We start from the raw sequence: 22,169 nt of genomic DNA, 5'->3' as shown, positions 1-22,169 counted from the left end.
ATCGCTGACGTTGGGAAGGTCCGTTTCCTGGAAGCCTGGAGAGCGAGCGGCGCGGTTCCCAGCGATGGGGAAGTTGACTCAGGGGAATGTGGAGGCGTCGGGGAATGCCAGGATGAACTCCGCGCCACCGCCTTCGGCGTCCCGAGCGCTCACCGATCCGCCATGGGCCTCGACAATGCTCTTGACGATCCCAAGGCCCAGGCCCGCGCCCTCACCTTGATCTCGACGCGAACGCCAGAAGCGTTGGAATAGGAACTCAAGGTCGGCGCCTGCCAGCCCAGGACCATGGTCGCGCACGCAGATGAGCGGGCCGGGGCCAACGGTGATATCGACCGGGCCGGCGCCGCGCCCGTGCCTGACGGCGTTCTCAATGAGGTTTCGCAGGGCGCGGCCGATGGCGTCGGCGTGACCGCGGATGGGTGCGGGTGAGCGATCAACGAGGCGAAGGTCAACATCTTCCGAGAACGCCAGCGGCGCGGTCTGGGCGATCACCTGGGTGGCGATGTCGGAGAGGTTCAGGATTTCCGCGCCCTCCATCTGCAAGGCGTCGGCCTGAGAAAGGTCGAGCATCTGGTTGATCAGTCGCGTCATGGTGTTGAGATCCGCGCGAATCTCTTCCTTGACGGGGTTGTCGGGCAGTTGGCCGACACGCAGCTTGAGCACCGCGAGCGGGGTTCGCAGTTCATGAGCAGCGTCCGCCGTGAAGGCCTTTAGCAACCCAAGGGCCTGGCGCAGACGCTCCAGAGCGCCATTCACGGCGGCGACAAGCGCGGCCACCTCCTTTGGCCCCTCAGGTTCGGTCAGCCTCAGGGCCTCGCTCTTAGCGTCTAACCTGTCGGCCTCCGCTGCTGCCTGGCGAAGCGGCGTCAGCAGCCGTCGAACCACGATGATGTTGAAGGCCAGCAGCAGGCCCGTCAGGGGTATGAACGGGAGGGCGACATGGTCGAGGAGTTCGCCGCCAATCGCTGGCAGGTAAACCGAAAAGCCGCTGGCCTCGGCCCAGAGCACCGCCCACCCGCCATGTTCGAGCCGACGGGCGCCGCTGATCCGTAGATGGCCGCCCGTCCAGGTGCGACGTGTCTCCTCGATCAGGTCCGGCGCGACCGACCGCGGCGCCCCGATCGCGCTGGACATGAGCACGTGCCCCTGAGGGTCCAACAGGGTATAGCCCCAACGGGTGACGCCCATCGGGGCGGGTATCGCGTCGCCCCTGCCTTCACGCCAGACCCGTTCAAGCCGGATGGCCTGGCCGCCGATGAAGTCCCCGGCCATCTCCTGCTGATCGAGCGCGTAGCTTGCGATGACGATAAGGGCGTTCAAGACGCCGAAGGAGATCGCGAGCAGGCCCAGGCGCACCGCGAGTTGGGAGAACAGGGTCGAGGAAGCCGCTCCCGTTCGCGCTGGTCTAGCCATTGGCTCCACCCGATACGCGTGGCTCCAGCAGCGCGTAGCCCACGCCATGCACGGTCTTCAAGGTAGCGTCGGCTCCCGCCGCCGTCAGTCGTCGTCGCAGGCGGGATACGACTGCTTCCAAGGCGTTGGGCGTAACCTCGGCATCCATCGCGTAGATCTGGTCCTCAAGGGAGGGCTTGGTCACGACCTGCCCGACCCTGCGCAGCAACTGCTCGAGCAGGGTGGTTTCGCGCCTCTGAAGCGCCACCATCGAACCGTTGACGCGAACTGTGCGGGTGCTGGTGTCCAAGCTGAGGTTGCCCGCAGAAAGGGTCGCACCAAGGCAAGCCCCTGGGCGACGCATCAAAGCCCGGCAACGCGCGGCCACTTCCGAGAGTTCGAACGGTTTGACCAGATAGTCGTCGGCCCCGAGGTCGAGCCCTTTGACCCGGTCCCCAAGTTCTCCACGGGCAGTCAGGACAAGGATGGGCGTGGGATCGCGATCCCGCCGGAGCCGGCGCACCAGATCCAGGCCATCGCCGTCCGGCAGGCCAAGGTCCAGCAGCAACAGATCATAGTCCGTCAGGTCGAGCGCCTCGTCGGCTTCTTCAATCGACCGGCTCCAGTCGATGGCGAAGCCATCGCGGCTCAAACCCGCTACGATCGCTTCGCCAAGGCGCGGATTATCCTCGATGAGTAAGAGCCGCATGATCGACGTCATCTCCGCTGGGCGCGCGCTTCAAACCGGTGATCATCGCCCCGACCAAGTTTTCGCGGTGTCGCCAACTTTCGACAAGGGCCGCGAGCACATGCACGACCGCCATGACCAGGATCAGGTTCGCCGCGACCTCGTGGATAGCCTCCACCCTGCGATCGCCCCAGAAGGCGTCCAGCCCCATCATCCAGCCGGTCGCCGCGCAGGTCGCGCCGAGCCCCATCAAGGCCAGCATCATGACGGCGCCGGCGGGGTTGTGTCCGATGTATCGGGGCTCGCGCCCGCGCAGGAGGGCCTTCAGGTAGCCAAGGAGGCGGCGCGGGGTCGTAACGAAATCTGCGAAGCGAGCATGGGGCGTGCCGATCACGCCCCACAGGAGACGAACCACCAGGGCCGTCGCCACCGCATAGCCTACGTACCGATGGGGGGCTTCGGCGTCACGCAGGACGGTGAGGTTGGTGATGCAGCCCAAGGCGAGAGTCCAGTGGAACACTCTCACCAGCGGGTCCCAGACCTTGACGCGCTGGGCCTCGGGGGGCGCGCTCCGGTCAAGGCGCGGCGTGGCGTCTGCTGTAGGGCGCGACGTCATCGGCCTAGTCGTCCTCGTTGTTGCGAACGATCTCGCCGGTGACCGGGTTGAAATAGACTTCCGCCTTCTTGCCGTCCTTGGCGCGACCATAGATCTCGTAGCAGCTGCCACTGATCTGAAACACCTTCACGGTGTAGCCCATCTTGGCGATCTTGGCTCTCATCTGGGCCTCTGGCAGCCACTTGCTCTGGGGCTCCTTGGTGCAGGTCGGACTGGCGGCGGCCTGGCCGGCGACCGCCAGAAGACCCATGGCCAGGAGCGCGGAAATTGTCAGCTTGCGCATGTTGTACCTCTTGTTCCCGTTGGGGCCGGAGCCCGGTGATAACGGTGATAGAGGCGCGCCCTGACCCAAACCTGACGCCGAAGCCGTGTGTCGGTCAGGTTTGGGTCAGGCTTGAAAGTCAAGGTCTCCGAGCCGCGAACGGCGGTGATCTGGAGACGTCCCATGAACGTCAAGCTTTCCCTGGCCGCCGGCCTTTCAGCGCTGGTCCTTGCGGGGACCCCCGCCGTCGCGGCCGACGCCCTGAATCCGGAAACCCGAGCGAATCTGCAGGCCGCCATGCATGGCGAGGCCTTCGCCCATCTGAAATACCAAGCCTATGCCGAGGTCGCCCGCGCTCATGGCCGCCAAGACCTGGCCAAGCTCTTCGAGCAGGCGGCGAAGGTCGAAGGCGACGAGCATTTCGCCCGCGAGGCCAACGCCCTTAAACTGGCTGGCAGCGACGAGGCCAATCTGGCCGACGCCATCGCCGGTGAAACCTACGAGACCACGACCATGTATGTCGATTTCGCCCGGGCCGCTGACAAGGCCGGGGATACGAAGGTCGCCGCGATGTTCCGCCAGATCGCGGAAGACGAGGCCGATCACCAGGCCAAGTACGAGGCCGCGCTGGCCAAGCTCAAGACCCGGTAGCCGGGCGCGCGGGCTCGCGCGGGGCGCGTTCTGTAACGCGCGGGCCTGCCTTGCATCGCGGGGATGAACCCTCGCCGCGTCTTTGAACGCGAACCGGTCCAGGTTAGGTGTGCGACATCGCGCGCCATACAGTCAGCGAGGGAGAGCTTCGTGAGAGAAATGCTCGCTCTAGAGGCCGGCGAAGACGACGCGAGCACCCTGGAGGCGCGGGCGGCGGCGGCAAAGCGTTCGACCCTGGTCAGTGTCGTCGTGAACCTTGTGCTCACCAGCCTGCAGATCGCCGTAGGACTGCTTTCTAAGTCACAAGGCCTGATCGCCGATGGCATCCATTCGCTGTCCGACCTGGTCGCGGACTTTATTGTCCTGTTCGTCAGCGCCCACTCGAAGAAGGACGCCGACGCCGACCACCCCTATGGGCATCATCGTTTCGAAACTGCGGCGTCTCTAGCGCTGGGGTTGATCCTGCTGGCCGTGGGTCTGGGAATGATCTGGTCCGCCGTGCTCAAGCTTGAGCATCCCGAGACGATCGCCAGGGTCCACATGGTCGCGCTCTGGATCGCCTTGGCCGCGCTGATCGCGAAGGAGACGCTCTTCCGCTACATGCTGGCGGCGGCCAGGCGCGTGAAGTCGAGCATGCTGGTCGCCAACGCCTGGCATGCGCGCTCCGACGCGGCCTCGTCGCTCGTGGTCGGGGTGGGAATCATCGGCAACCTGCTCGGCTTCCCGCTTCTTGACCCCATCGCCGCGCTGGTCGTAGGTGCCATGATCACCAAGATGGGCTGGGAGTTCGGGTGGGAGGCCCTGCACGATCTCATGGACCGCTCGGCCGACGAGACGGAGATGAAGCAGATCGAGACCACGATACTCGGCACCCCTGGCGTGATGGGCGTCCACGACCTACGAGGACGCAGGATGGGCGACATGATCCTGGTGGACGCGCATCTCGACATCGACGCTCTCATGACCGTCGCGCAGGGGCATGACATCGCCCTCGAAGCCCGCCGCCGAGTTCTGGAAGGGCACCGCGTGCTCAATCTGATGACCCATGTCGATCCCTGGCCACCGGCGTCGGATCATTCTGGCGAGGCCTTGGCGTAAGACGACCCGCGCTGGAAGAACTCGGGCTGACCGTCTGATGTGCAAACCGCGGCAACGCGCGATTCCACCCCGCAGTCGGGTGCGCAGGGGCGGGTGCCAATTGCTGCGCTAAAAAGGCTAGGATAGTCCCCATGGCTCGTGACCGAGCGTCGGATTCCTGGAGGGGTGCTAACGTCTGTAGTTGGCGCAGCGCTGGTGAAACCCGAAGGATTTCGGATGGCACAGAGCGGCAATGCTCAGGCTGAACGCGGAGCTTGTGCCCATTGATGGGGCAACCCAGAATGGTCTAGTTTTATCGAGCTTTAGGCATTGAGATCCCAGGAATGTTGACCCGTCGCTGCCTCGTCATCGCCGCACTGGCTTGGCCTGTGTCGGTCGTAGCTGCGCCTGGAGGTTCACCGCCGCTGCCGACCATCGATGAGCTTCTCATGCTTGAAGGAGTCAAGTCTGCAAGCTTGTCCCCGAGCGGAAAGAGCTTGGCCGTCCTGCACGCCGTCGAGCTGGGGGATAAGCGAGAAGCGCGCCTTTATGTTCTTTCCATGGAAGGCCGCGGCATCCCGCCAACGGTCGTGCCAATCGGCAATTACGATGTAGAGCAGATCTCATGGGCCAGCGAGAACCGCTTGCTGCTGCGAATTCGCGTATGGGAAGACGCTTACGGAAAACGGCTTGGATTTGCTTGGAAGGGCTCCTTCATCCGCACCCCCGGCAGCCGGCTGGTTGCAGTTGGAGCTGACGGGAACGATCCCGTCGTTTTGTTCAGCAAGGAGAAGGATCTCTTCAAAGCCGAGGCCCGCTTGGCGCGGATTATCGACACCATGCCCGACGACCCGGATCATGTGCTGCTGCAGGTCTGGAGCCGCAGGCTTGGAGCGCAAGCACTCTACCGTGGAAATGTGAATACGGGTGATGTCGACCTCATAGAGGTCGGCGGCCAATCGACCATAGGCTGGCATGCTCAGAACGGTCACGCTTCCGTTACATAACGGGGGTACTTTGGCCACCTAAGCTATGCGGTCAACGCCTTGGCAATGAAGTCACAGGTGGTCTTGAGCACCAGCTTCAGCGTGTCATCTGACCAACCGGTGTGGCCTTCGCCCTTGAGCTCAAGGTATTCAAAGCGTTTGCCGGCGGTCTCCAGCGCCTTCGCCATCAACTTCGACTGCTTGGGATCGACAACGTCGTCTTCAGTGCCGTGGATGAGGAGGACTGGTGCCTGCATACGCTCCGCGTGCAGTGCGGGAGAAGCTGCTCGAAGCATCTCTTCGTCCTGCTTGGGGTCGCCAATGGAGCTCGTCCAGTACTCGTAGGCGCGAGAGTCGGCTCCGTCGTCCTCACGTGACGAGCGGAGAGTCTGGATAAGGTCGGCGTCCCCCGCAATCGAAACCACGACCTTGTAGAGCTGTGGATTCCGCACCGCGCCTTCGAGTGCGGCGTAACCACCATAGCTGAGGCCGCAGATCGCAACCTTAGTAGGGTCGGCCAGACGCAGGGAGAGCACCTGGGATAGAGCGTCTTCGACGTCATCCTGCATGCGACCGCCCCACTGGCGGCGACCCAAGTCAGCGAACGCCTTGCCGTAACCCCCAGAGCCGCGAAAATTAGGCTGAAGCACCGCCCACCCCTGTGAAGCAAGCGCTTGAGCCCAGATGTTCCAGTCGTACACATCTCGTGCCTCCGGACCGCCATGAGGGAGGACGACAAGCGGAGGTGGGCCGGCTGACGACAAGGGGGTGGTGAGGTAGGCGGTGATCCGCGCGCCGTCCCGAGTCGTTACGTCCAGCGTGCGCATAGGTGCTAGCCGGTCAGCGCTAAGGCGCCGCTGCGAAGATCCCAGCGGTGTTACCTTGCGGGAGCGCCGATCGTAATGATGGAAGGTCGTCGGTTCAGTGGGCCCGCTCACTGCAAGGACGAAGCTCTGTTGCGCCGTGTCTACGTCATGGATTCGCACGTTAGAGCGGTTGCCGAAATAGGTGTTCAGCGCTTTGAAGTGGGCCGACAGCGACGGATCAGCGAACTCATAAGCGATCCGATCCTGAGTGTAGACGCCTGCAAGAAAGCGGCGCCGCTTGTCGATAAAAGCATCCGTGATTTCCGCGTCATCGCGCTGGCAGATCGTCGAGCCGAATGCGTTGTTGCGCGCGTCAAAGGTGCGGATGATGGCCTTGTCCGCGCCTTCTGGTCGGGAACAGACCAGAAGAACCCCCGGCTCTTCGGTCGCGCCAACGATGTCGAATTCCGGGAGCTTGCGCTGTTCGTTGAACCTGCTTTTGCGCAGGAGGCGCCAACCCTTCTCTTCAGGACCACGCCCGTAGATCCAAGCCGTTGTCCCGCGCGCATTTGAGTCGATCTTTAGAACAGGCTGGGGTCGCTTGGTTCGCACCTCTGAACGTCGCCTTTGGGAAGATCCGCCAACGGCAGCTACTGGCGCGAGCCGGTCACCAAGTTTATCGACGTGACCGGCCGAGAGAGGAGCGCCGTTGGGGTTAGTTTGTCCTCACTTTGGCTGTCGGGTTTCGGCGGCGCGTTTTGCTTCCCAAATCGCCTTCAAACCTCCCCAACGTTCCGCCTGTTCTGGCGATATGAACGCCGACTGGGTGATGTCGCGCAGCCAGAAATCGAACCACGCGACATTCTCCGCCATGGCGCGTTCGCGATTGCTGGGCTTGGCGAAGATGTGGCTCTCATCCGGATAGACCACGGTCTCCGAGGGCACGCCCGCCTCGCGCAAGGCCACGTGGAGTTGGATGAAGGGCGCCCGACTGTCGGCGACCTGCTGCAGGATCGGACCCGCCGCCTGGGCGGCGCGGAAGGTCGGTGAAAGTTGCTGATAGTTCGGCGCGGCGGCGGGGTCGTAGGGCGAGCCGCCGAAGATGATCTTGTAAGGCTCCACCCAGAAGTAGCCGGCGGGCTCGAGATACCCGCCATCGCCGCTGGACGCGGCCTTGAAGATCTTGGACTGGGTCATGGTCACGTTGGTGACCTGGGAGCCGCGGCTATAACCAGCGATCCCGACGCGGCCAAGATCCACCAGGCCCTCCTTGGCGAGGGACTGGATCGCGTCCTCGAACGCGTGGGTGGAGCTTAGCCAGAGGAGGTCTCTGAGCCGCGCCTTATCAAGGGGGCCGCTCGCGCCCGACCATTGCTTGTGGGCCTGGTCCATCGCCTCGCTCTCGCGCCGCGAGGGATCATTGACGGCCACCACCAGATAGCCGCGCTCGGCCAGGACCTGGACGGGATACTGCCACTGGAAAGCCGCGTCGGCGAAGCGATCGAGGCCATCGCCGCCATGGGTGACGAGAATGGTGGGATAGCGAACGCCCGGACGATAGTCGCGCGGATAGACAACAAAGCCTGAAGCCTTGAAGCCGTCGCGCGTCGTCCAGACCCGCGCCGCGCTCTTCAACGGTGAGATCGTCTCCAGATCGGGCGCGAGGTGGTCGACGGGCGTGATCTGGCCGGTCGCCGGATCGAGCCTTACCAGGACGGGCGGCCTTTCCCGCGACTGCAGGATGCAGGCGGCTTTGGTGAAGGTCTTGTCGACCGTGCATCCCGTCAGGCTGCCATCGGCGGTGATCCGTTCCACGCCGCCGCCGCGGTGAACGCGCAAGAGCCCCGCGCGTCCGGTTTGTCGATCAAGGTAGCCGACCAGGGCTGTCTTTCTATCGGGCGCGACGAAGACGCCCGAGGACCAATAGAGGTTCAGCACGACGTTCATCGGGCCATAGTCGACCTGTCCGCCGTCTGGTGTCTTTTCCACCAGCCGCATGGCGTCGCCATAACCGACGGTCACGAACTCGCCGCCGTCGAGCCCCAGGGGGATGCTGTAGAGACGGTCGATCTCCGAGGCGCTTGTCCGCTGCGCCTTCTCGCCATTCGCCCATCGCCAGGTTGACCAGACCCCCTCCTTCCAGAGGAGGCGACTGTAGGTCAGGGACCTTGAGCCCTGATCCCAGATGGGGTTGGCGAACAGACCGTCCGCCGCCGAGATCTGATCGACCAAGGCGTCCTGGCCGTCCGCCAAGCGGAGGCGCAACTGGAGTTGGCCTGTCCCGTAGATCCGCAACAGCGGCGAGAACTGCGGATTCACCACCACGGCTTCGGGGTCCGGCGCCGAGCGCTGCTCGTACCAGAAGCCCGCCGCCTCGCTCAGGGGGCCATAGGCCGACACGCCGACAGGGCGAAGCCGCTCCATGGCGCCGCCAACCTGATCGACGGAGGGGCTGACGATCAGGGGCTCTAGGCGCCCGGTGCGATCAAGGCTGTAGAGCTGGGTCCCGGCGCCCACGTCGGCCAGCAGCATCCATCGCTGGCTCCCGGGCTGGAGACGGACATCGCTGATCCAGCGGGCCTTGAGGAGATCACGGCCTTGGCCGGTCTCCAGGTCGACGAGCCGCAGGCGCGAGACCTTTTCGTTCGTCGCCAAGTCCCCGCGACGCACGACATAAAGCGCCTCGCGGCCGTCGGCCGAGAGGGCCAGGCTAACGACCTCGGGCGCCTGGGCGACGTCGGCGATCGTCCAGGGACGCGCGACCGGCGCGGGCGCCGGGGCGGCTCGGGCGGGAGAAAAGGGCGCGGCCGCCTGGGCCAGCGGCAGCGCGAAGAGGGCGAGAGGAAGCCAACGCATCCGGATCACCACGACTTGCGAAGTTCAAGCGAGACGTAGCGCCCGCGCGGATCGGCGTTGGCCGCGTCATAGTGGACGCCCGTGGTCATGACGCTGCTGGCGTTGACGTAGGGCGGCTCGCGGTCGAAGAGGTTGGTCGCCGACAAGGTGACGCTCAGGCCATGCATAAGCGCGTTCCGGTCCGCATCCGGCTTGAAGCCGATCACCAGGTCCGCCGTGGTCCAGGCCTTGACCCGTTCGGTGGGGATCACGAAGCTGTTGTGATAGGCGCCAACGTGGTTGATCAGCCCGTTCACCCACAACCCGCCGCGTGACCAGCGCAGATTGCCCTGCAGCCGTAAGCGATTGGGCTCGCCCAGATTGTTCAGAACGTCCTGCGGGTCCGAGCCCTTGGCCAGGCGCGAGGTGATCTTGAGGATACAGCTCGCGTTGAGGCCAAGATCGTAGGCGTCGGCGCCCCGCGCGAAGCGATAGGTCGCCGAGCCGTCCAGCCCCCTCTGTCGGACCAAGGCCGCGTTGAGCGTGCTGGCGCGGTAGAGGTAGCGCACGCCGGCGCCGGTGGTCCCTCCGTAGTCATAGAGCCGAAGGCCATCGGCCTCGCGCGCTTTCCAATAGGCGATCGCCTCGGCGTCGCTGGCGAAGGTGCTGATCAGGGCGCCATAGGTGCTGGGGTGGAGGAGGGCGGTGGTGTCGAACGGCGGGGTGACGATGCGGTTTCGGTAGTCGACGTCGTAATAGTTGAACTGCAGGCGCGCGCCGGGTAGCCGCTGGCTCTGATAGTCGAGGCCAAGACTGAGGGTGTCGGCCGTCTCTGGCCCAAGGTCGGCGCTCTGGCCCTGTTCGATGAAGATCGGGATCGTGCCGGGGCCATTGGGGTTGGTGAAGGGGAAGCTAGCCAGCAGCAGGCCCGAGCCTTGGTTGAGCACCTCATCGGCGGCCGGCGCGCGGAAGGACGTGCCCCACGCCCCCCGCACCGCCAGGCCCGCAGCCGGCTCCCAGCGCAGGCCGATCTTGGGATTGGTCGTCCCGCCAAACGCCGAGTAGCGGTCGTAGCGAATGGCGGCGGATAGATCGAGGGATCGCACGAAGGGCAGGGCGTTGGCGTCCCCCACCAGCGGCGCGGCGAGTTCGGCATAGATCGCTCGCACGGTGCGGTCCATGGTCCGCAGTCGGCTCGTCGGGACGGTGGAATAGGGCAGGAGGCTTCGGAAGGCCTCTTTCCGGTAGCCGGCCCCGACCGCAAGCCTAACGGTCCCGGCCGGCAGGTCGAACAGCGGCCCATCAAAGTTCAGGTCGACCGACCTGACATCCTGCGCGTTCTTGATGGAAACCTCGCCCAGGGTGTAACCGACGCGCGGCGGCGTGAGCACCGAGTTGCGTTTCCAGAGCACCTGTTTGCTGAGCGTGCCCGAGAGATCACCGCGCCAGGCGCCAAACGCGGCGCGCACCCCTGCATGGACGTTGGTGTCCTCGATTCTGGCCTTGTTGATGTCGCGCGAGGTCGGGCCGAACGTGATTTGACGCCATTGAAGATTTTGGCCCGCCAACACGTCGCCATAGACCGTCACCCGATCGGTCAGGTCCTGATGGGCGCTGACGATCGCGGTGAGTTTTTGATAGGTCGGCATGATGTCGGTGGGGCTGGGCGAGGCTTGGGTGAAGCTGCGCTCGGTCACCGAAAGGCGATGCTGATGCTCGTATTGCAGATTGGCCATCGCCGCGCCGCCCGACCAGCTCGTGCCCGCCAGCTGGCTGATCGTCTGCTGGCGCAATCCTCCATTGGTCACCGATCCGATGCGGGCCGAGGTCTCCGCGCCCTTGTAATCCTTTCGCAGGATCAGATTCACCACGCCCCCCACGGCGTCCGCGCCATAGATCGAGGAGGCGCCGTCCGTCAGCACGTCGATCCGGTCGACCGCCGCGAGGGGAACCGCCGAGATGTCGACGAAGGCGCCGAAGGCCGAGGGGGCCATCCGATGGCCATCGAGCAAAACCAGGGTCGCCTTGTTGCCCAGGCCCCGCAGGTTCACGCCGCTGGCCGCTTCGTTGTTGGTGTTGCGCAAAGCGCCCGAACCCAGAACGCCATCCTGGCTCGCACCGCTCGGCCCACCGATGAAGTTCTGCGGCAAGGTCCGCATGAAGTCCTGCACGGTACTGGCGCCCGTGGCCGCGATCGCGCCTCGGTCGAACACCAGAACCGGACTGGTGGGGTTCTTCAGGCCGCGAATATTGGAGCCCGTGACGACGATTTCGCTGACGGCCTCGGGCTCAGCGGCGGTCGCGACGACCGCCGTTTGGGCCTGGGGGCGCGACACCACGAGCGCTCCGGAGCGGTCCTTGGTGACGGCCAAGCCTGCGGCTTCGGCCAGCCGACGCAGCCCGTCCTCGGGCGTGTAGCTCCCCTTGAGACCTGCCGTCTTCAAGCCCGTCACGTCCTGCGGACGATAGATCAACGGCGCGCCGCTGGCGCGCGCGAAGGCGTCCAAGGCCGTGGCCATTTCGCCCGCCGGCACGTTGAAGGTGGTGGTCTGCGCCCAGGCCGCGCTGGTCAGCGCCATGGCCGCCGCGCCCGCGATCAGCGCCGTCTTAAGTCCCCGATGCATTCGGTCCCCCTCTGATGCGGCCTCCTATGGCCGCATCGAGCTGAGACGAGCCGATCACGCGAACTGGTAACGGAAAAATTCTGTTCGGGGTTTGCGCGGCTCTGTCGTCTTAATCCCCTAGCATGAACACGGATGCGGCGATCAAAGCTTGGTTTCAGCGCGAGGTCCTGCCTCTCGCGCCAGGGCTGACGCGCTTCATTCGCCGCAAGTGGCCCAATGAGTCCGACGTCGCCGACCTGCGCCAAGAAGTCTTCGCCCGCGTCTATCTGGCCGCCCGCGAGGGCCTGCCGGCCCAGGCCAAGGCCTTCGTCTACGCCGTGGCGCGCAACCACATGATCGACATCGCCAAGAGCGCCCATGTGGTTTCCATGCGCCACGTGACCGATCTGGAAAGCGCGCCCGTCCTGGCCGACTTCATCACTCCCGACCGGACCTTGCTGGCGCGCGATGAGCTGCGGCGGCTGGAGCAGGGGCTTAGCCGCCTGCCGCCCCGCTGCCGCGAGGTGGTCTATCTGCGTAAGGTCGAGGGTCTTTCCACCCGCGAGGTCGCTGAGAAGCTCGGCGTCACGGTCAACACTGTGGAGCAGCAGACGCTCTATGGCATACGCGCCCTCAACGACTTCATGCGCGGCGGATCGGGCAAGATCCAGCGCATGGCTTCGGTCACGACCCTCAGCCCAAAGGTGTTTCGCCGATGAGCCAGGCCAGCGAGATCGAAGAGGTCGCGGCCGTCTGGGTCATGCGGCGTGAGGAGCCCGACTGGAGCCTCGAGGACGAAGCCCGCCTACAGGCGTGGCTGGCGCTCGACCCCAGGCACAAGGTGACCTTCTGGGAGCTGGAGCACAGCTGGAGTCAGGTTGGGCGACTGCGGTCAGGTTCGGTCCGGCGCTGGCCCTTGGCCGCCGCGGCGGTCTTGCTCGCCGCCAGTCTGGTGTTCATGGTCGCTGGACCGGTTCCCTGGTCGCTGAGCGCCCAGACCTATCGCACCGACAAGGGGGGGCGGCAGACCACCCCGCTCAAAGACGGCAGCAAGCTTGATCTGGACACCGCCACGCTTGTGCGCGCCAAGATCGGCGCGGAGCGGCGCGAGGTGTGGCTCGAGGCCGGCCAAGTTTATTTCGACGTCGCGCACGACGCTACCCGCCCCTTCGTGGTGCATGCGGGGCCCAAGACAATCACTGTCCTTGGCACCAAGTTCTCGGTTCGCCGCGACGGCGAGCGGGTCGAGGTGGCGGTGGTGGAGGGGCGGGTTCGCGTGGACGGGGCGATCGCGTTGCCGGGCGACATCATGCTCAGCGAAGGTGAGCGGACTCGCTTGTCTTTGAACGCGCCGCAGAAGGTCGCCAACGACTTGGCCTGGCGCGACGGCATGCTGGCGTTCGACCACGCGACCCTGGCCGAGGCGGCGGCCGAGTTCAATCGCTACAATCAGCGTCAACTGGTCGTCGAGGGAGCAAGCACGGCCGCCATGCAGGTCAGCGGCCGCTTCAGGGCGGACGAACCTGAGGCGTTTGGGCGCATTATGAACGAGGTCTTCCACCTCGCCCTACGGCAGGAGGAAGACAAGATCGTCATCTCCGCCTCGCCGCGCTGACGCAGCGGGCGCCTACCTAGGCATAAGGAAGAATTGGTGTCCCTCGGAGTGTGGCCGCTCCGGGCCCAGATCTATCCGCGGAGCGACGAGGCCGTGGCCTTTTTTGGCCAGGCCTCAACGCCGCGCCTAGAACGCTGAGTGTCCGTTTTCTGGAGGCGCGCCAACGGCGGCAATTGGCGCGTTGCTGAAGCCTCCCTCGAGCATCGGGTGCAGACGATCTACCGCTTCTCGCCAGTGATGTGTGCCTTGCCCTTCACACCGCAGACCGTGCAACGCAGTCCGCGCGCCAGATCCATGGGTCTACGCCATGGACCGGCCTTAGCCAGGATGGCCTGCCGCGGCCACGTCACGGAGTAGCCGCACGGGCAACGGATCGTCAGCACGCTCAGCTTGCCGGTGCGAGGGTCCATATCGGCCATGGCCTACGACCGCGTCGGCGGCTGCCAACCGATGCCGTAATCCGTCGGCTTCAGACCTGCGTCGATCAAGGTGTTGATGAGTTCCCAGCGCAGACGGTCGGCGTCAGGCCCGCCTTCCATCGCGCCGGAGACGCTCATGGCGGGAAGGCGGGCGCCGCAGCGAGGGCAGGGTACGCGACGCTGGACCTCCGCCATCGTCGCGCCCAGCAAGCTGCGCGCCCTGCCCAGCATGGTGTCCCGGCGCCAGGTCTTCGTCGCTCCGCAGGCTGCGCATCGGAAGTGTATTTCCCAACGGCGCTCCAGAGCGTCGATAAGGCGGGCAGCGGCGAACCATGGCTCCAGCTCGACCATCTTTCGCAATTGTTGCTCACTGAGTTCAGGCATCGGTCGGCGGCCCCCCTTGGCGGGTCCGACGCCAGAAGCTGACCGCGCCAAAGTCGAGCCAAGCTTCATCGGCCTCGAAGTCATGCAGGCGTTCCCGTTCGCCAAGGTCAGACCGAGATCGCTCGGCGCGCCGGGTGTCGCCGTCGACCTTGATCTTCGAGCTCTGGCCGCGCTCCGAACCTCCAAGCTGACAAAGCCATCGACGCTTGATCACCAGATGGCCGGTGGCCTCATCTGGCTTGGAGCTAAGCGACATCGCGCGCTCCTGAACGCGTGGAAATGGCATGGCGGCGGCTCCGAAGTTCCTTATTTGTTCTCATTCTGGGGCCGAAAAGAGTCAAGGTGGGGCCGGCGCGATTTGGGGATCGGAGACGCGTCGTGTTGGCCCGACCATGGGCGGGGCGCTGGTCCCGGCGCCGACTCGTCATAGAGCCTGCCGTATGACCCTTGAAGACATCGACCACCTTCTCGACCTCATGGCCAAGGAGGCGCAAGACAAGGCAGACGAAGCGTTTCTGCCGGGATCCATCAGCCTGAGCGTAGACAACTGGGGGCGCATTCCCAAGGACGCGGGCATGCGCTGCACGAACATTCTCCTGGGGATCCGCTACCGGGGCGTTCAGGTGCTCGTCGCCCGGGCCCGCGAGGGCAGGGTGTTGAACCGCGCCGAAGACCAGGATGCGGGCGCGCCTTACTTTCCGCTCGAGCCGAAGGCCTAGTGGCGAGCCACTTCAGCGCGCTTTGACCCCGCCGCCACCGTTGCAGCGGCGCGCTGGCAGCTGTCGGCGATCTGCTGGCCAGCGCCACGATCTTCGAGAACCTGGGCGTCGGGCCTGAACTTCAGCCGCCACTTCTGGCGGATCGGCTTGGTCCGGGCGCTGTCGTCGATCACGGTGACCCACAGCGGTCCTTCCCTCAGCACCGGAATCATCAACGGGAAGGCGGTCGCCGCCTCGGCATGGCCGGCGGGAGCCTCGAACGGAAAGTCCTGCTTCAAGCCCTCGCACTCGACCACCACGCGGCCGACCGTGGTCTTGCGATCCAGCTCCAGCTGCAGGGTCAGCCAAGCTTGAACCACGCCCGGCCGGCTGTCTGCGGATATCTCCGCGCCAAGAATGCCCAGATAGTCTGCCTGGCCGTCGCGATGCATCTCGACCTTGGCGCAGAATAGAGCGGAGCGAAGGCCCATGATCATAGAAGCATCGCCTCGGCGTCCCTGGGAGGATCCTGCCTTTGGCCAACGCCGCGGCTGACGATCATCAGGGCGTCGTCTGGCAAGGGCCGCTGAAGGGCCTTGGCCTCTTCCCAGGGGGCCCGCATCCAGACGTCGCGCTCCTCGGCCGTGGTCAGGATGACCGGCATGGCCTTGTCGTGCACGGCTCCCACCAGGCCATTTGCCTCGGTCGTCAGGAAGGCGAAAAGGTCCAGGGTCTCAAAGCCGATGCTCTTTTTGCGAACGCTGGTCCAGCCTCGAATTTCGACGCCAGCGAAGAACATCAGAGGTCGATCTTCACCCAATGCAAACCAGACGTTTTCGCTGTTCTTCTCGCCCACCTGGTTCGGCTCGGCAAAGGATGTCAGCGGGACGAGGCACCGGTTCTCGGGGTCAAGCCAACGCGTCCAGTGCTTGCTTGAGGTGTTTCGGACGTTGGTCGTGCCGCCGTCCGGCTCCTGGGCGAGAAGCTCTTTGAATTGGGCGTCGCTGACCGCCTGCCCCTTGGCTCTGAGCTTGGCGACCCGCCTTTCAGTGGCATTGAACATCGCGCCAGATGAGGATGGGAGGCCCCATCGCGCCATGACGAGTTCATCGCCAGAGCCGTCCGCGAGGTGGCGAACGATCGGGGCGGGGTAGTCCGGGAAGATACCGGGAAGGGGAGGCAGGTTGCCGACGCCGTCGATGGCCTCGATGAACGCCAGGACCTCGGCCTGCCCGCGCTGGAAGCTGTAAAGGTTGCACATCCGGTCAGGCCTTCAGCCAGAGGCGCGCCCACCAGTTGGCGCCGTCGTCTTGGTCGTACTCGACCTCGTAGGCCTCCAAGCGCGGGTGCGTGTGCCAGAAGACCGTCGGCGGGGCATGGCCTTCGTTGTAGGCCTCAAGATCGTGGGGGCGATCGGGGACGCTGGGCGCCACCGACGAGACCGTGCCGGGGGTCTCGCCGCGGCGGAACCACAGACGGACATGCTTCTCGCCCTCGGGGCCGCCCTCGGCAGGCGCAATCTCCGCTCGCGCCACCCAGGCCAGAGACCAGAGCGACGGGTCATGGTCGAGGATGAAGAAGGCGGCGTCTGGCTGACTGTCGGGCATGGGGCAAACCTAGGCTAGGCGCTTCGTCAGGGCTAGACTGATCACCTGCCTGGCCTGCACAACGATGACGCGCCTGATCTTGGTCAAGCCGTGGCTTTCGACGTCGCCGAGATCCTGGAGGAGTACGAGCCGGTCACGGCACAGGATTTCGAGCGTCTCGCGGCCGAGCCTCTGCGACGTCACGAGGTCTGTCTTGGCGGCCCTGTCGTGGCTCTTGGCGTCGCTGCTGAGCTACGGCGCCGCGGCAAGGCGAACCGGGACGCGACGCCTTTACCGCTAGGGTGAATGCCGCCCCCTCGGCAAGCATATCAACCTCGCGTCCCTCAGAAGCGGAGGCAGTTGCTTTCGAACTCCCCGAATTCCTTGCCGCTGACGAGCGGATCCGACCGACTACTCTAACAAGCTCGCTGAAAGTCGCCTTCCTGGAGGTGTGCGAACGGCAGCTATTGGCGCAAGACCGACATGGGCCTGCCTTTCCACGCCAGGGTGCGATCGGCCGATTTGGCTGTTGAGATGGGCTCCGACAGGGTCTTCTTAGTCATCCCCGAGAGCAACGGGGATCGCCGTGGAACCCTCCCAATCCGACCTGATGTCGCGCAGCCATCGCATGCTGCGCACCGCCCTGGGGCCGCTGCTGCTGGCGCGGCTGGAAGATCCCGGCGTCGCCGAGGTGATGCTGAACCCGGACGGCCGGGTCTGGGTCGACCGCTTCGATGTCGGGCTTGTCGACACGGGGCTGGTGCTGTCGGCCGCCGATGGCGAGCGAATCCTGCGTCTGGTCGCCCACCATGTCGGGGCCGAGCTGCATGCGGGCCGGCCGCGTCTGGCCGCCGAGTTGCCGGGGACGGGCGAGCGGGTCGAGGGCTTGCTGGCGCCGCTGGTCGGCGGGCCGACCTTCGCCCTGCGCAAGCCGGCCAGCCAGGTCTTCGCGCTGGCCGACTATGTCGCCGCCGGGGTGATGAGCGGGGCGCAGGCCGAGCAACTGGCCGGGGCGGTGCGGGAGCGTCTGAACATCCTGGTGGTGGGGCCGACCTCCAGCGGCAAGACCACCCCGGTCAACGCGTTGTTGGCTGAGGTCGCTACGGGGGGCGACCGCGTGGTGATGATCGAGGACGTGCGCGAGCTGCGGTGCGCCGCGCCCAACCTCGTGGCCCTGCGGACCGGGGAGGGGGCGGCGTCCCTGGCCGAGTTGGTCCGCTCGGCCCTGCGCCTGCGACCCGACCGGATCATCATCGGCGAGGTGCGCGGGCCCGAGGCCCTGGATCTCGTCAAGGCCTGGGGCACGGGCCATCCGGGCGGCGTGGGCACCTTGCACGCGGGATCGGCCCTGGGCGCTCTGCTGCGTCTGGAGCAGCTGATCCAGGAGGCGGTGGTCACCGTGCCGCGCGCCCTGATCGCCGACACCATCGACGTCATCGTCGTCCTCTCCGGACGGGGGCGACAGCGAAGATTGACGGACCTTTCGCGCGTGTCGGGTCTGGGCCCCGACGGCGCCTACCGGCTCGCTCCGCTCTGAGCCTCTGGCGCCCAACGCTTTTCCCCTGAAAACCTGAAGGAGACGGCTCGTGTTGACGAACCTTACCCCGCCGCGCGCTCGCGCGCGGTCTTCGACCCCTTGCGCCGGTCATGCGGGGCGCGATCCGCGTCGCCTGCCGCCGCCGGCCGCGCGCGATTTGCGGATCGGCCTTGTCGGCCTTGCGCTCCTTTGCGCCGGCCAGGTCCAGGCCGCCGGCTCGTCCATGCCCTGGGAGGAACCGCTGCAGCGGATCCTGGAGTCGATCGAGGGGCCGGTCGCCAAGATCATCGCGGTGATCATCATCATCGTCACGGGCCTGACCCTGGCCTTCGGCGACAGCTCCGGCGGGGCGCGCAAGCTGATCCAGATCGTCTTTGGCCTGTCGATCGCCTTCGCCGCCTCCAGCTTCTTCCTGTCGTTCTTCTCGTTCGGCGGCGGGGCGTTGGTCTGATGGCCCCGGGGTTCTCCGCGCCCGTCCGCCGCGCTCTGACCGAGCCCATGCTGCTGGGCGGCGCGCCGCGGACCATCGCCCTGGTGGTCGGCACCCTGGCCGCGGCGGTGGGCGTGGGCCTGCGCCTGTGGGGCGCGGGCCTGGCCGTCTGGCTGATCGGCCACGGCCTGGCGGTCTGGGCCGCGCGCAACGACCTGCGGGTCTTCGACGTCGCCCGCCGCCACGTGAGTCTGCCCGCCCGGCTGGAGGTCTAGGATGCTGGACCTGCGCGACTACAATCGCCGGGGCAGGGCGCTCTGCGACTACTTGCCCTGGGCGGCCCTGGTCGCCCCCGGCGTGGTGCTGAACAAGGACGGGTCCTTCCAGCGCACCGCGCGCTTTCGGGGACCGGACCTGGACTCGGCCGGCGACGCCGAGGTCGCCGCGGTCGCGGCGCGACTGAACGGCGCCCTGCGGCGGCTGGGCTCGGGCTGGGCGCTGTTCGTCGAGGCGCGGCGCGATCCGGTGCTGGCCTATCCGGACGGGGTGTTCGCCGACCCGGTCTCGGGTCTGGTCGACGCCGAACGCCGGGCCCAGTTCGAGGCCGACGGCGTCCACTTCGAGAGCCGCTACTTCCTGACCGTGGTCTATCTGCCGCCGGTCGAGCGGGCCGGCCGGCTCGAAGGCCTGTTCGTCGAGGGGCGGGCCGACCCGCGGCTTGATTGGCGCGCCGAGCTGAAGGGGTTCGTCGACCAGACCGACCGATTGTTGGCCCTGCTCGACGGACTGATGCCGCTGGCCGCCTGGCTCGATGACGCCGAGACCCTGTCGTTCCTGCATGGCGCGGTAACGACCGATCGCCAGGGCGTGCGGGTTCCCGAGACGCCCATGCAGCTGGACGCCTTGCTGGCCACCCAGCCGCTGGACGGCGGTCTCGAACCGCGCCTGGGCGAGGCGCATCTGCGGGTCCTGACCATCGTCGGCTTTCCGAGCGCCACCTGGCCGGGTCTGCTCGACGACCTTAATCGCCTGGCCTTTCCCTATCGCTGGACCACCCGCGCCATCTGTCTGGACAAGACGGCGGCCACGGCCCTCCTGGGACGCATCCGCCGCCAGTGGTTCGCCAAGCGCAAGTCGATCGGCGCGCTGCTCAAGGAGGCCCTGACCCAGGAGCCGTCGGCCCTGGTCGACAACGACGCGGCCAACAAGGCGCTGGACGCCGACGCGGCCCTGCAGGATCTCGGCGCCGACGCGGTGGCCTATGCCTATGTCACCGCCACCCTGGTGGTCTGGGACGCCGATCCGGCCCTGGCCCAGGCGCGTCTGGCCCAGGCCGAGAAGGTCATCCAGGGGCGCGACTTCACCGTCATCCGCGAGCGGGTCAACGCGGTGGAGGCCTGGCTTGGGACCCTGCCTGGCCAGACCTACGCCAATGTCCGCCAGCCGCCGCTGTCGACCCTGAATCTGGCCCACATGGCGCCGTTGTCGGCGGTCTGGGCCGGGCCGGAGCGTAACGGCCACCTCGGCGGCCCGCCGCTGCTGATGGCGCGCACCGAGGGCTCCACGCCCTTCCGGCTGGACCTGCATGTCGGCGATGTCGGCCACACCCTGGTGGTGGGCCCGACTGGCGCGGGCAAGAGCGTGCTGCTGGCGCTGATGGCGCTGTCGTTTCGCCGCTATCACGGGGCGCGGGTCTTGGCCTTCGACTTCGGCGGCTCGATCCGCGCGGCCGCGCTCGGCATGGGCGGCGCCTTCCACGACCTTGGCGGCGTGCTGCTCGACCAGACGCGGCCGGCGGTGGCCCTGCAGCCTCTGGCCCGCATCGACGACGAGGCCGAGCGCGGCTGGGCCGCCGATTGGCTGGCGGCCATGCTCGCCCGCGAGGGCGTTGCGGTCACCCCCGAGGTCCGCGCCCATCTGTGGTCGGCCCTGGCGAGCCTGGCTGGCGCGCCGGTGGGCGAGCGCACCCTGACGGGCCTGGTGGCCCTGCTGGCCGACGGGTCGTTGAAGGCGGCCCTGGCGCCCTATGTCTTGGGCGGACCTTGGGGCCGGTTGCTGGACGCCGACCATGAGGGGCTGGACGGCGCGACCGGCTTCGATGTCGATCTCGATGTCGAGGCCTTCGAGACCGAGGGCCTGCTGGGCACGCCGGCCGCGCCGGCGGTCCTGGCCTATCTCTTCCATCGCATCGAGCGGCGGCTGGACGGCCGGCCGACCCTCATCCTGGTGGACGAGGGCTGGCTGGCGCTCGATGATCCGGCCTTTGGCTCCCAGCTGCGGACCTGGCTCGGGACCGTGCGCAAGAAGAACGGCGCGGTGGTCTTCTCGACCCTGTCGCTGTCGCAGATCGAGGCCAGCGCCATCGCGCCGGCCTTGGTCGAGCTCTGCCTGACCCGGATCTTCCTGCCCAACGCCTGGGCGCTCGATCCGCTCGGCGCGGCGGTCTACCGGCGCTTCGGGCTCAACGATCGCCAGCTGGAAATCCTCGCCCGGGCCGTGGCCAAGCGCGACTACTATGTTCGCTCGCGCGACGGCGACCGCCTGTTCGAGCTGGGCCTGGGGCCGGTGGCCCTGGCCTTTTGCGCGGCGTCCTCCAAGGCCGATCAGGACGCCATCGCCGGGCTGCTCGCCGCCCACGGGCCGGACGGCTTCGCCCGCGCCTGGCTGCGCCACCGCGGTCTGCCCTGGGCCGCCGAGCTGCTGCCCGCGCCGGACGCCGATCCGGCCAGCCTCCAACCTTCCGCTTCGGAGATTTCGCCATGAGGTTTTCCCGACGCCGCCTGGCGGCGGCGCTGCTGCTCGGCCTGCTGGCGCCGCCGCCGGCCTTGGCTCAGATCGCCGTCTACGACCCCAGCAACTACGCCCAGAACGTTCTGCAGGCCGCCCGGGCCCTGGAGACGATCAACAACCAGATCACCTCGCTGCGGAACGAGGCGCAGATGCTGATCGGCCAGGCCCGGAACTTGGCCAGCTTGCCCTATTCGTCGCTGGCGACGCTGCGAGTCCAGGTCGACCGGACCCGCCAGCTGATCGGGCAGGCGCGGGGGCTGGCCTATGACGTCGGCCAGATCCAGGACGCCTTCGTCGGGCGCTATGGCGCCGCGCCGCCGAACGCGACCAACGCCGAGCTGACCGCCCGGGCCGACGCGCGCTGGGCCGGGTCGGTGGCGGCCTTCGAGGACGCCCTGAAGGTCCAGGCCGGGGTGATGGGCGGTCTTGGCGGCGGGGCCGACGAGATGAGCCAGCTGGTCGAGGCCAGCCAGGGCGCCAGCGGAGCCCTGCAGGCCGCCCAGGCCGGCAACCAGCTCCTGGCGCTCCAGGCCCAGCAGTTGGCCGACCTCACCGCCATGGTCGCCGCCCAGGGGCGGGCGCAGGCGCTGGAGGCGGCCGATCGGGCCGCCGCGCGGGCCGACGCCAAGGCCAGGTTCGGCCGCTTCATGGGCCGCGCCGACGGCGGATCGCCCCAGCCATGACCCCGTCGCGCCTCATCCAGGCCCTCGTCTGGGGGACCGCGCTCATCCTTCTTCTGGTCGCGGCGCTGCTGGCGGGCAGGGCCCCGTCCCAGACCCCGGCGGCGCCGCGGC

General features: G+C 66.8%; 23 protein-coding genes. 11 read left to right on the top strand and 12 right to left on the bottom strand.

What is annotated here, in order from left to right; all coding sequences use genetic code 11:
* Window positions 1-78: 78 nt before the first annotated feature.
* Genes FCU40_RS12125 through FCU40_RS12110 form a run of 4 tightly spaced genes read right to left on the bottom strand, consistent with a single transcriptional unit; the run spans window position 79 to window position 2,979 of the window.
* Complete coding sequence (locus FCU40_RS12125; protein ID WP_168075215.1) at window positions 79-1,356, bottom strand: HAMP domain-containing sensor histidine kinase; 1,278 nt, start codon at window positions 1,354-1,356, stop codon at window positions 79-81.
* Between the two features lie 49 nt (window positions 1,357-1,405).
* On the bottom strand, window positions 1,406-2,101 hold the full coding sequence (locus tag FCU40_RS12120; protein ID WP_168075263.1) for a response regulator transcription factor: 696 nt from the start codon (window positions 2,099-2,101) through the stop codon (window positions 1,406-1,408).
* Entirely contained in the window at window positions 2,076-2,696 is a 621-nt protein-coding gene (locus tag FCU40_RS12115; protein ID WP_168075213.1) for a cytochrome b/b6 domain-containing protein, read from the bottom strand. The genes FCU40_RS12120 and FCU40_RS12115 overlap by 26 nt, the downstream gene beginning before the upstream one ends.
* A gap of 4 nt (window positions 2,697-2,700) precedes the next feature.
* Window positions 2,701-2,979 (bottom strand): PepSY domain-containing protein, encoded by a 279-nt coding sequence (locus FCU40_RS12110; RefSeq protein ID WP_168075211.1) that lies wholly within the window; start codon window positions 2,977-2,979, stop codon window positions 2,701-2,703.
* A gap of 162 nt (window positions 2,980-3,141) precedes the next feature.
* On the opposite strand from FCU40_RS12110, the gene FCU40_RS12105 reads away from it, so the two are divergent.
* The 3 genes from FCU40_RS12105 (at window position 3,142) to FCU40_RS12095 (ending at window position 5,693) form a co-directional block, all read left to right on the top strand.
* On the top strand, window positions 3,142-3,609 hold the full coding sequence (locus tag FCU40_RS12105) for a rubrerythrin family protein (protein WP_168075209.1): 468 nt from the start codon (window positions 3,142-3,144) through the stop codon (window positions 3,607-3,609).
* A gap of 159 nt (window positions 3,610-3,768) precedes the next feature.
* On the top strand, window positions 3,769-4,707 hold the full coding sequence (locus FCU40_RS12100) for a cation diffusion facilitator family transporter (RefSeq protein WP_168075261.1): 939 nt from the start codon (window positions 3,769-3,771) through the stop codon (window positions 4,705-4,707).
* Between the two features lie 323 nt (window positions 4,708-5,030).
* Entirely contained in the window at window positions 5,031-5,693 is a 663-nt protein-coding gene (locus tag FCU40_RS12095; RefSeq protein WP_168075207.1) for a hypothetical protein, read from the top strand.
* Between the two features lie 23 nt (window positions 5,694-5,716).
* Here FCU40_RS12095 and FCU40_RS12090 read toward each other — a convergent pair whose 3' ends face one another.
* The 3 genes from FCU40_RS12090 to FCU40_RS12080 form a co-directional block, all read right to left on the bottom strand.
* Window positions 5,717-7,090 carry a S9 family peptidase gene (locus FCU40_RS12090; protein WP_168075205.1) on the bottom strand — a complete coding sequence of 458 codons (1,374 nt, stop codon included), beginning with the start codon at window positions 7,088-7,090 and terminating at the stop codon, window positions 5,717-5,719.
* A gap of 114 nt (window positions 7,091-7,204) precedes the next feature.
* Window positions 7,205-9,334 (bottom strand): prolyl oligopeptidase family serine peptidase, encoded by a 2,130-nt coding sequence (locus FCU40_RS12085; protein WP_168075203.1) that lies wholly within the window; start codon window positions 9,332-9,334, stop codon window positions 7,205-7,207.
* Between the two features lie 5 nt (window positions 9,335-9,339).
* Window positions 9,340-11,937 carry a TonB-dependent receptor gene (locus FCU40_RS12080; protein ID WP_168075201.1) on the bottom strand — a complete coding sequence of 866 codons (2,598 nt, stop codon included), beginning with the start codon at window positions 11,935-11,937 and terminating at the stop codon, window positions 9,340-9,342.
* A 122-nt stretch (window positions 11,938-12,059) separates the two neighbouring features.
* On the opposite strand from FCU40_RS12080, the gene FCU40_RS12075 reads away from it, so the two are divergent.
* Window positions 12,060-12,635 carry an RNA polymerase sigma factor gene (locus FCU40_RS12075; protein WP_168075199.1) on the top strand — a complete coding sequence of 192 codons (576 nt, stop codon included), beginning with the start codon at window positions 12,060-12,062 and terminating at the stop codon, window positions 12,633-12,635.
* Window positions 12,632-13,531, top strand: a complete 900-nt coding sequence (locus FCU40_RS12070) for a FecR domain-containing protein (protein ID WP_168075198.1) — start codon at window positions 12,632-12,634, stop codon at window positions 13,529-13,531. Before FCU40_RS12075 ends, FCU40_RS12070 begins: the two co-directional genes overlap by 4 nt.
* A 422-nt stretch (window positions 13,532-13,953) precedes the next feature.
* Here the strand turns inward: FCU40_RS12070 and FCU40_RS12065 are convergent, their stop codons facing one another.
* Together FCU40_RS12065 and FCU40_RS12060 are read right to left on the bottom strand one after the other, a co-directional pair.
* Window positions 13,954-14,334: a hypothetical protein gene (locus FCU40_RS12065; protein WP_168075197.1), complete on the bottom strand. Its 381-nt coding sequence runs from the start codon at window positions 14,332-14,334 to the stop codon at window positions 13,954-13,956.
* A complete protein-coding gene (locus FCU40_RS12060) occupies window positions 14,327-14,590 on the bottom strand; it encodes a hypothetical protein (protein ID WP_168075195.1) in 264 nt (87 codons plus the stop codon). Before FCU40_RS12060 ends, FCU40_RS12065 begins: the two co-directional genes overlap by 8 nt.
* A gap of 184 nt (window positions 14,591-14,774) precedes the next feature.
* Between FCU40_RS12060 and FCU40_RS12055 the strand changes: the two genes are divergently transcribed.
* Complete coding sequence (locus FCU40_RS12055) at window positions 14,775-15,053, top strand: hypothetical protein (RefSeq protein ID WP_168075193.1); 279 nt, start codon at window positions 14,775-14,777, stop codon at window positions 15,051-15,053.
* On the opposite strand, the gene FCU40_RS12050 is transcribed toward FCU40_RS12055, so the two are convergent.
* The 3 genes from FCU40_RS12050 to FCU40_RS12040 are packed head-to-tail and all read right to left on the bottom strand — an operon-like array spanning window position 15,050 to window position 16,639.
* On the bottom strand, window positions 15,050-15,529 hold the full coding sequence (locus tag FCU40_RS12050; RefSeq protein ID WP_168075191.1) for a hypothetical protein: 480 nt from the start codon (window positions 15,527-15,529) through the stop codon (window positions 15,050-15,052). The two genes, FCU40_RS12055 and FCU40_RS12050, sit on opposite strands and share 4 nt — an antisense overlap.
* Entirely contained in the window at window positions 15,526-16,293 is a 768-nt protein-coding gene (locus FCU40_RS12045; RefSeq protein WP_168075189.1) for an SOS response-associated peptidase, read from the bottom strand. Before FCU40_RS12045 ends, FCU40_RS12050 begins: the two co-directional genes overlap by 4 nt.
* Before the next feature lie 4 nt (window positions 16,294-16,297).
* Window positions 16,298-16,639, bottom strand: coding sequence for a hypothetical protein (locus FCU40_RS12040; RefSeq protein ID WP_168075187.1), 342 nt, complete (start codon window positions 16,637-16,639; stop codon window positions 16,298-16,300).
* A gap of 607 nt (window positions 16,640-17,246) precedes the next feature.
* On the opposite strand from FCU40_RS12040, the gene trbB reads away from it, so the two are divergent.
* From trbB to trbJ, 5 genes are all read left to right on the top strand, one after another.
* On the top strand, window positions 17,247-18,155 hold the full coding sequence (trbB, locus tag FCU40_RS12035) for a P-type conjugative transfer ATPase TrbB (RefSeq protein WP_206677339.1): 909 nt from the start codon (window positions 17,247-17,249) through the stop codon (window positions 18,153-18,155).
* Between the two features lie 157 nt (window positions 18,156-18,312).
* Window positions 18,313-18,606 (top strand): TrbC/VirB2 family protein, encoded by a 294-nt coding sequence (locus FCU40_RS12030; RefSeq protein ID WP_241693602.1) that lies wholly within the window; start codon window positions 18,313-18,315, stop codon window positions 18,604-18,606.
* Entirely contained in the window at window positions 18,606-18,860 is a 255-nt protein-coding gene (locus FCU40_RS12025) for a VirB3 family type IV secretion system protein (protein ID WP_168075185.1), read from the top strand. The genes FCU40_RS12030 and FCU40_RS12025 overlap by 1 nt, the downstream gene beginning before the upstream one ends.
* Before the next feature lies 1 nt (window position 18,861).
* On the top strand, window positions 18,862-21,348 hold the full coding sequence (trbE, locus tag FCU40_RS12020; protein ID WP_168075183.1) for a conjugal transfer protein TrbE: 2,487 nt from the start codon (window positions 18,862-18,864) through the stop codon (window positions 21,346-21,348).
* Window positions 21,345-22,058, top strand: coding sequence for a P-type conjugative transfer protein TrbJ (gene trbJ / locus FCU40_RS12015; protein ID WP_168075181.1), 714 nt, complete (start codon window positions 21,345-21,347; stop codon window positions 22,056-22,058). Before trbE ends, trbJ begins: the two co-directional genes overlap by 4 nt.
* Window positions 22,059-22,169: the final 111 nt, after the last annotated feature.

The sequence above is a fragment of the Caulobacter sp. SSI4214 genome, from assembly GCF_012184455.1.
Classification (GTDB): domain Bacteria; phylum Pseudomonadota; class Alphaproteobacteria; order Caulobacterales; family Caulobacteraceae; genus Caulobacter; species Caulobacter vibrioides_E.
This window is presented reverse-complemented; position numbering and strand designations above follow the sequence as displayed.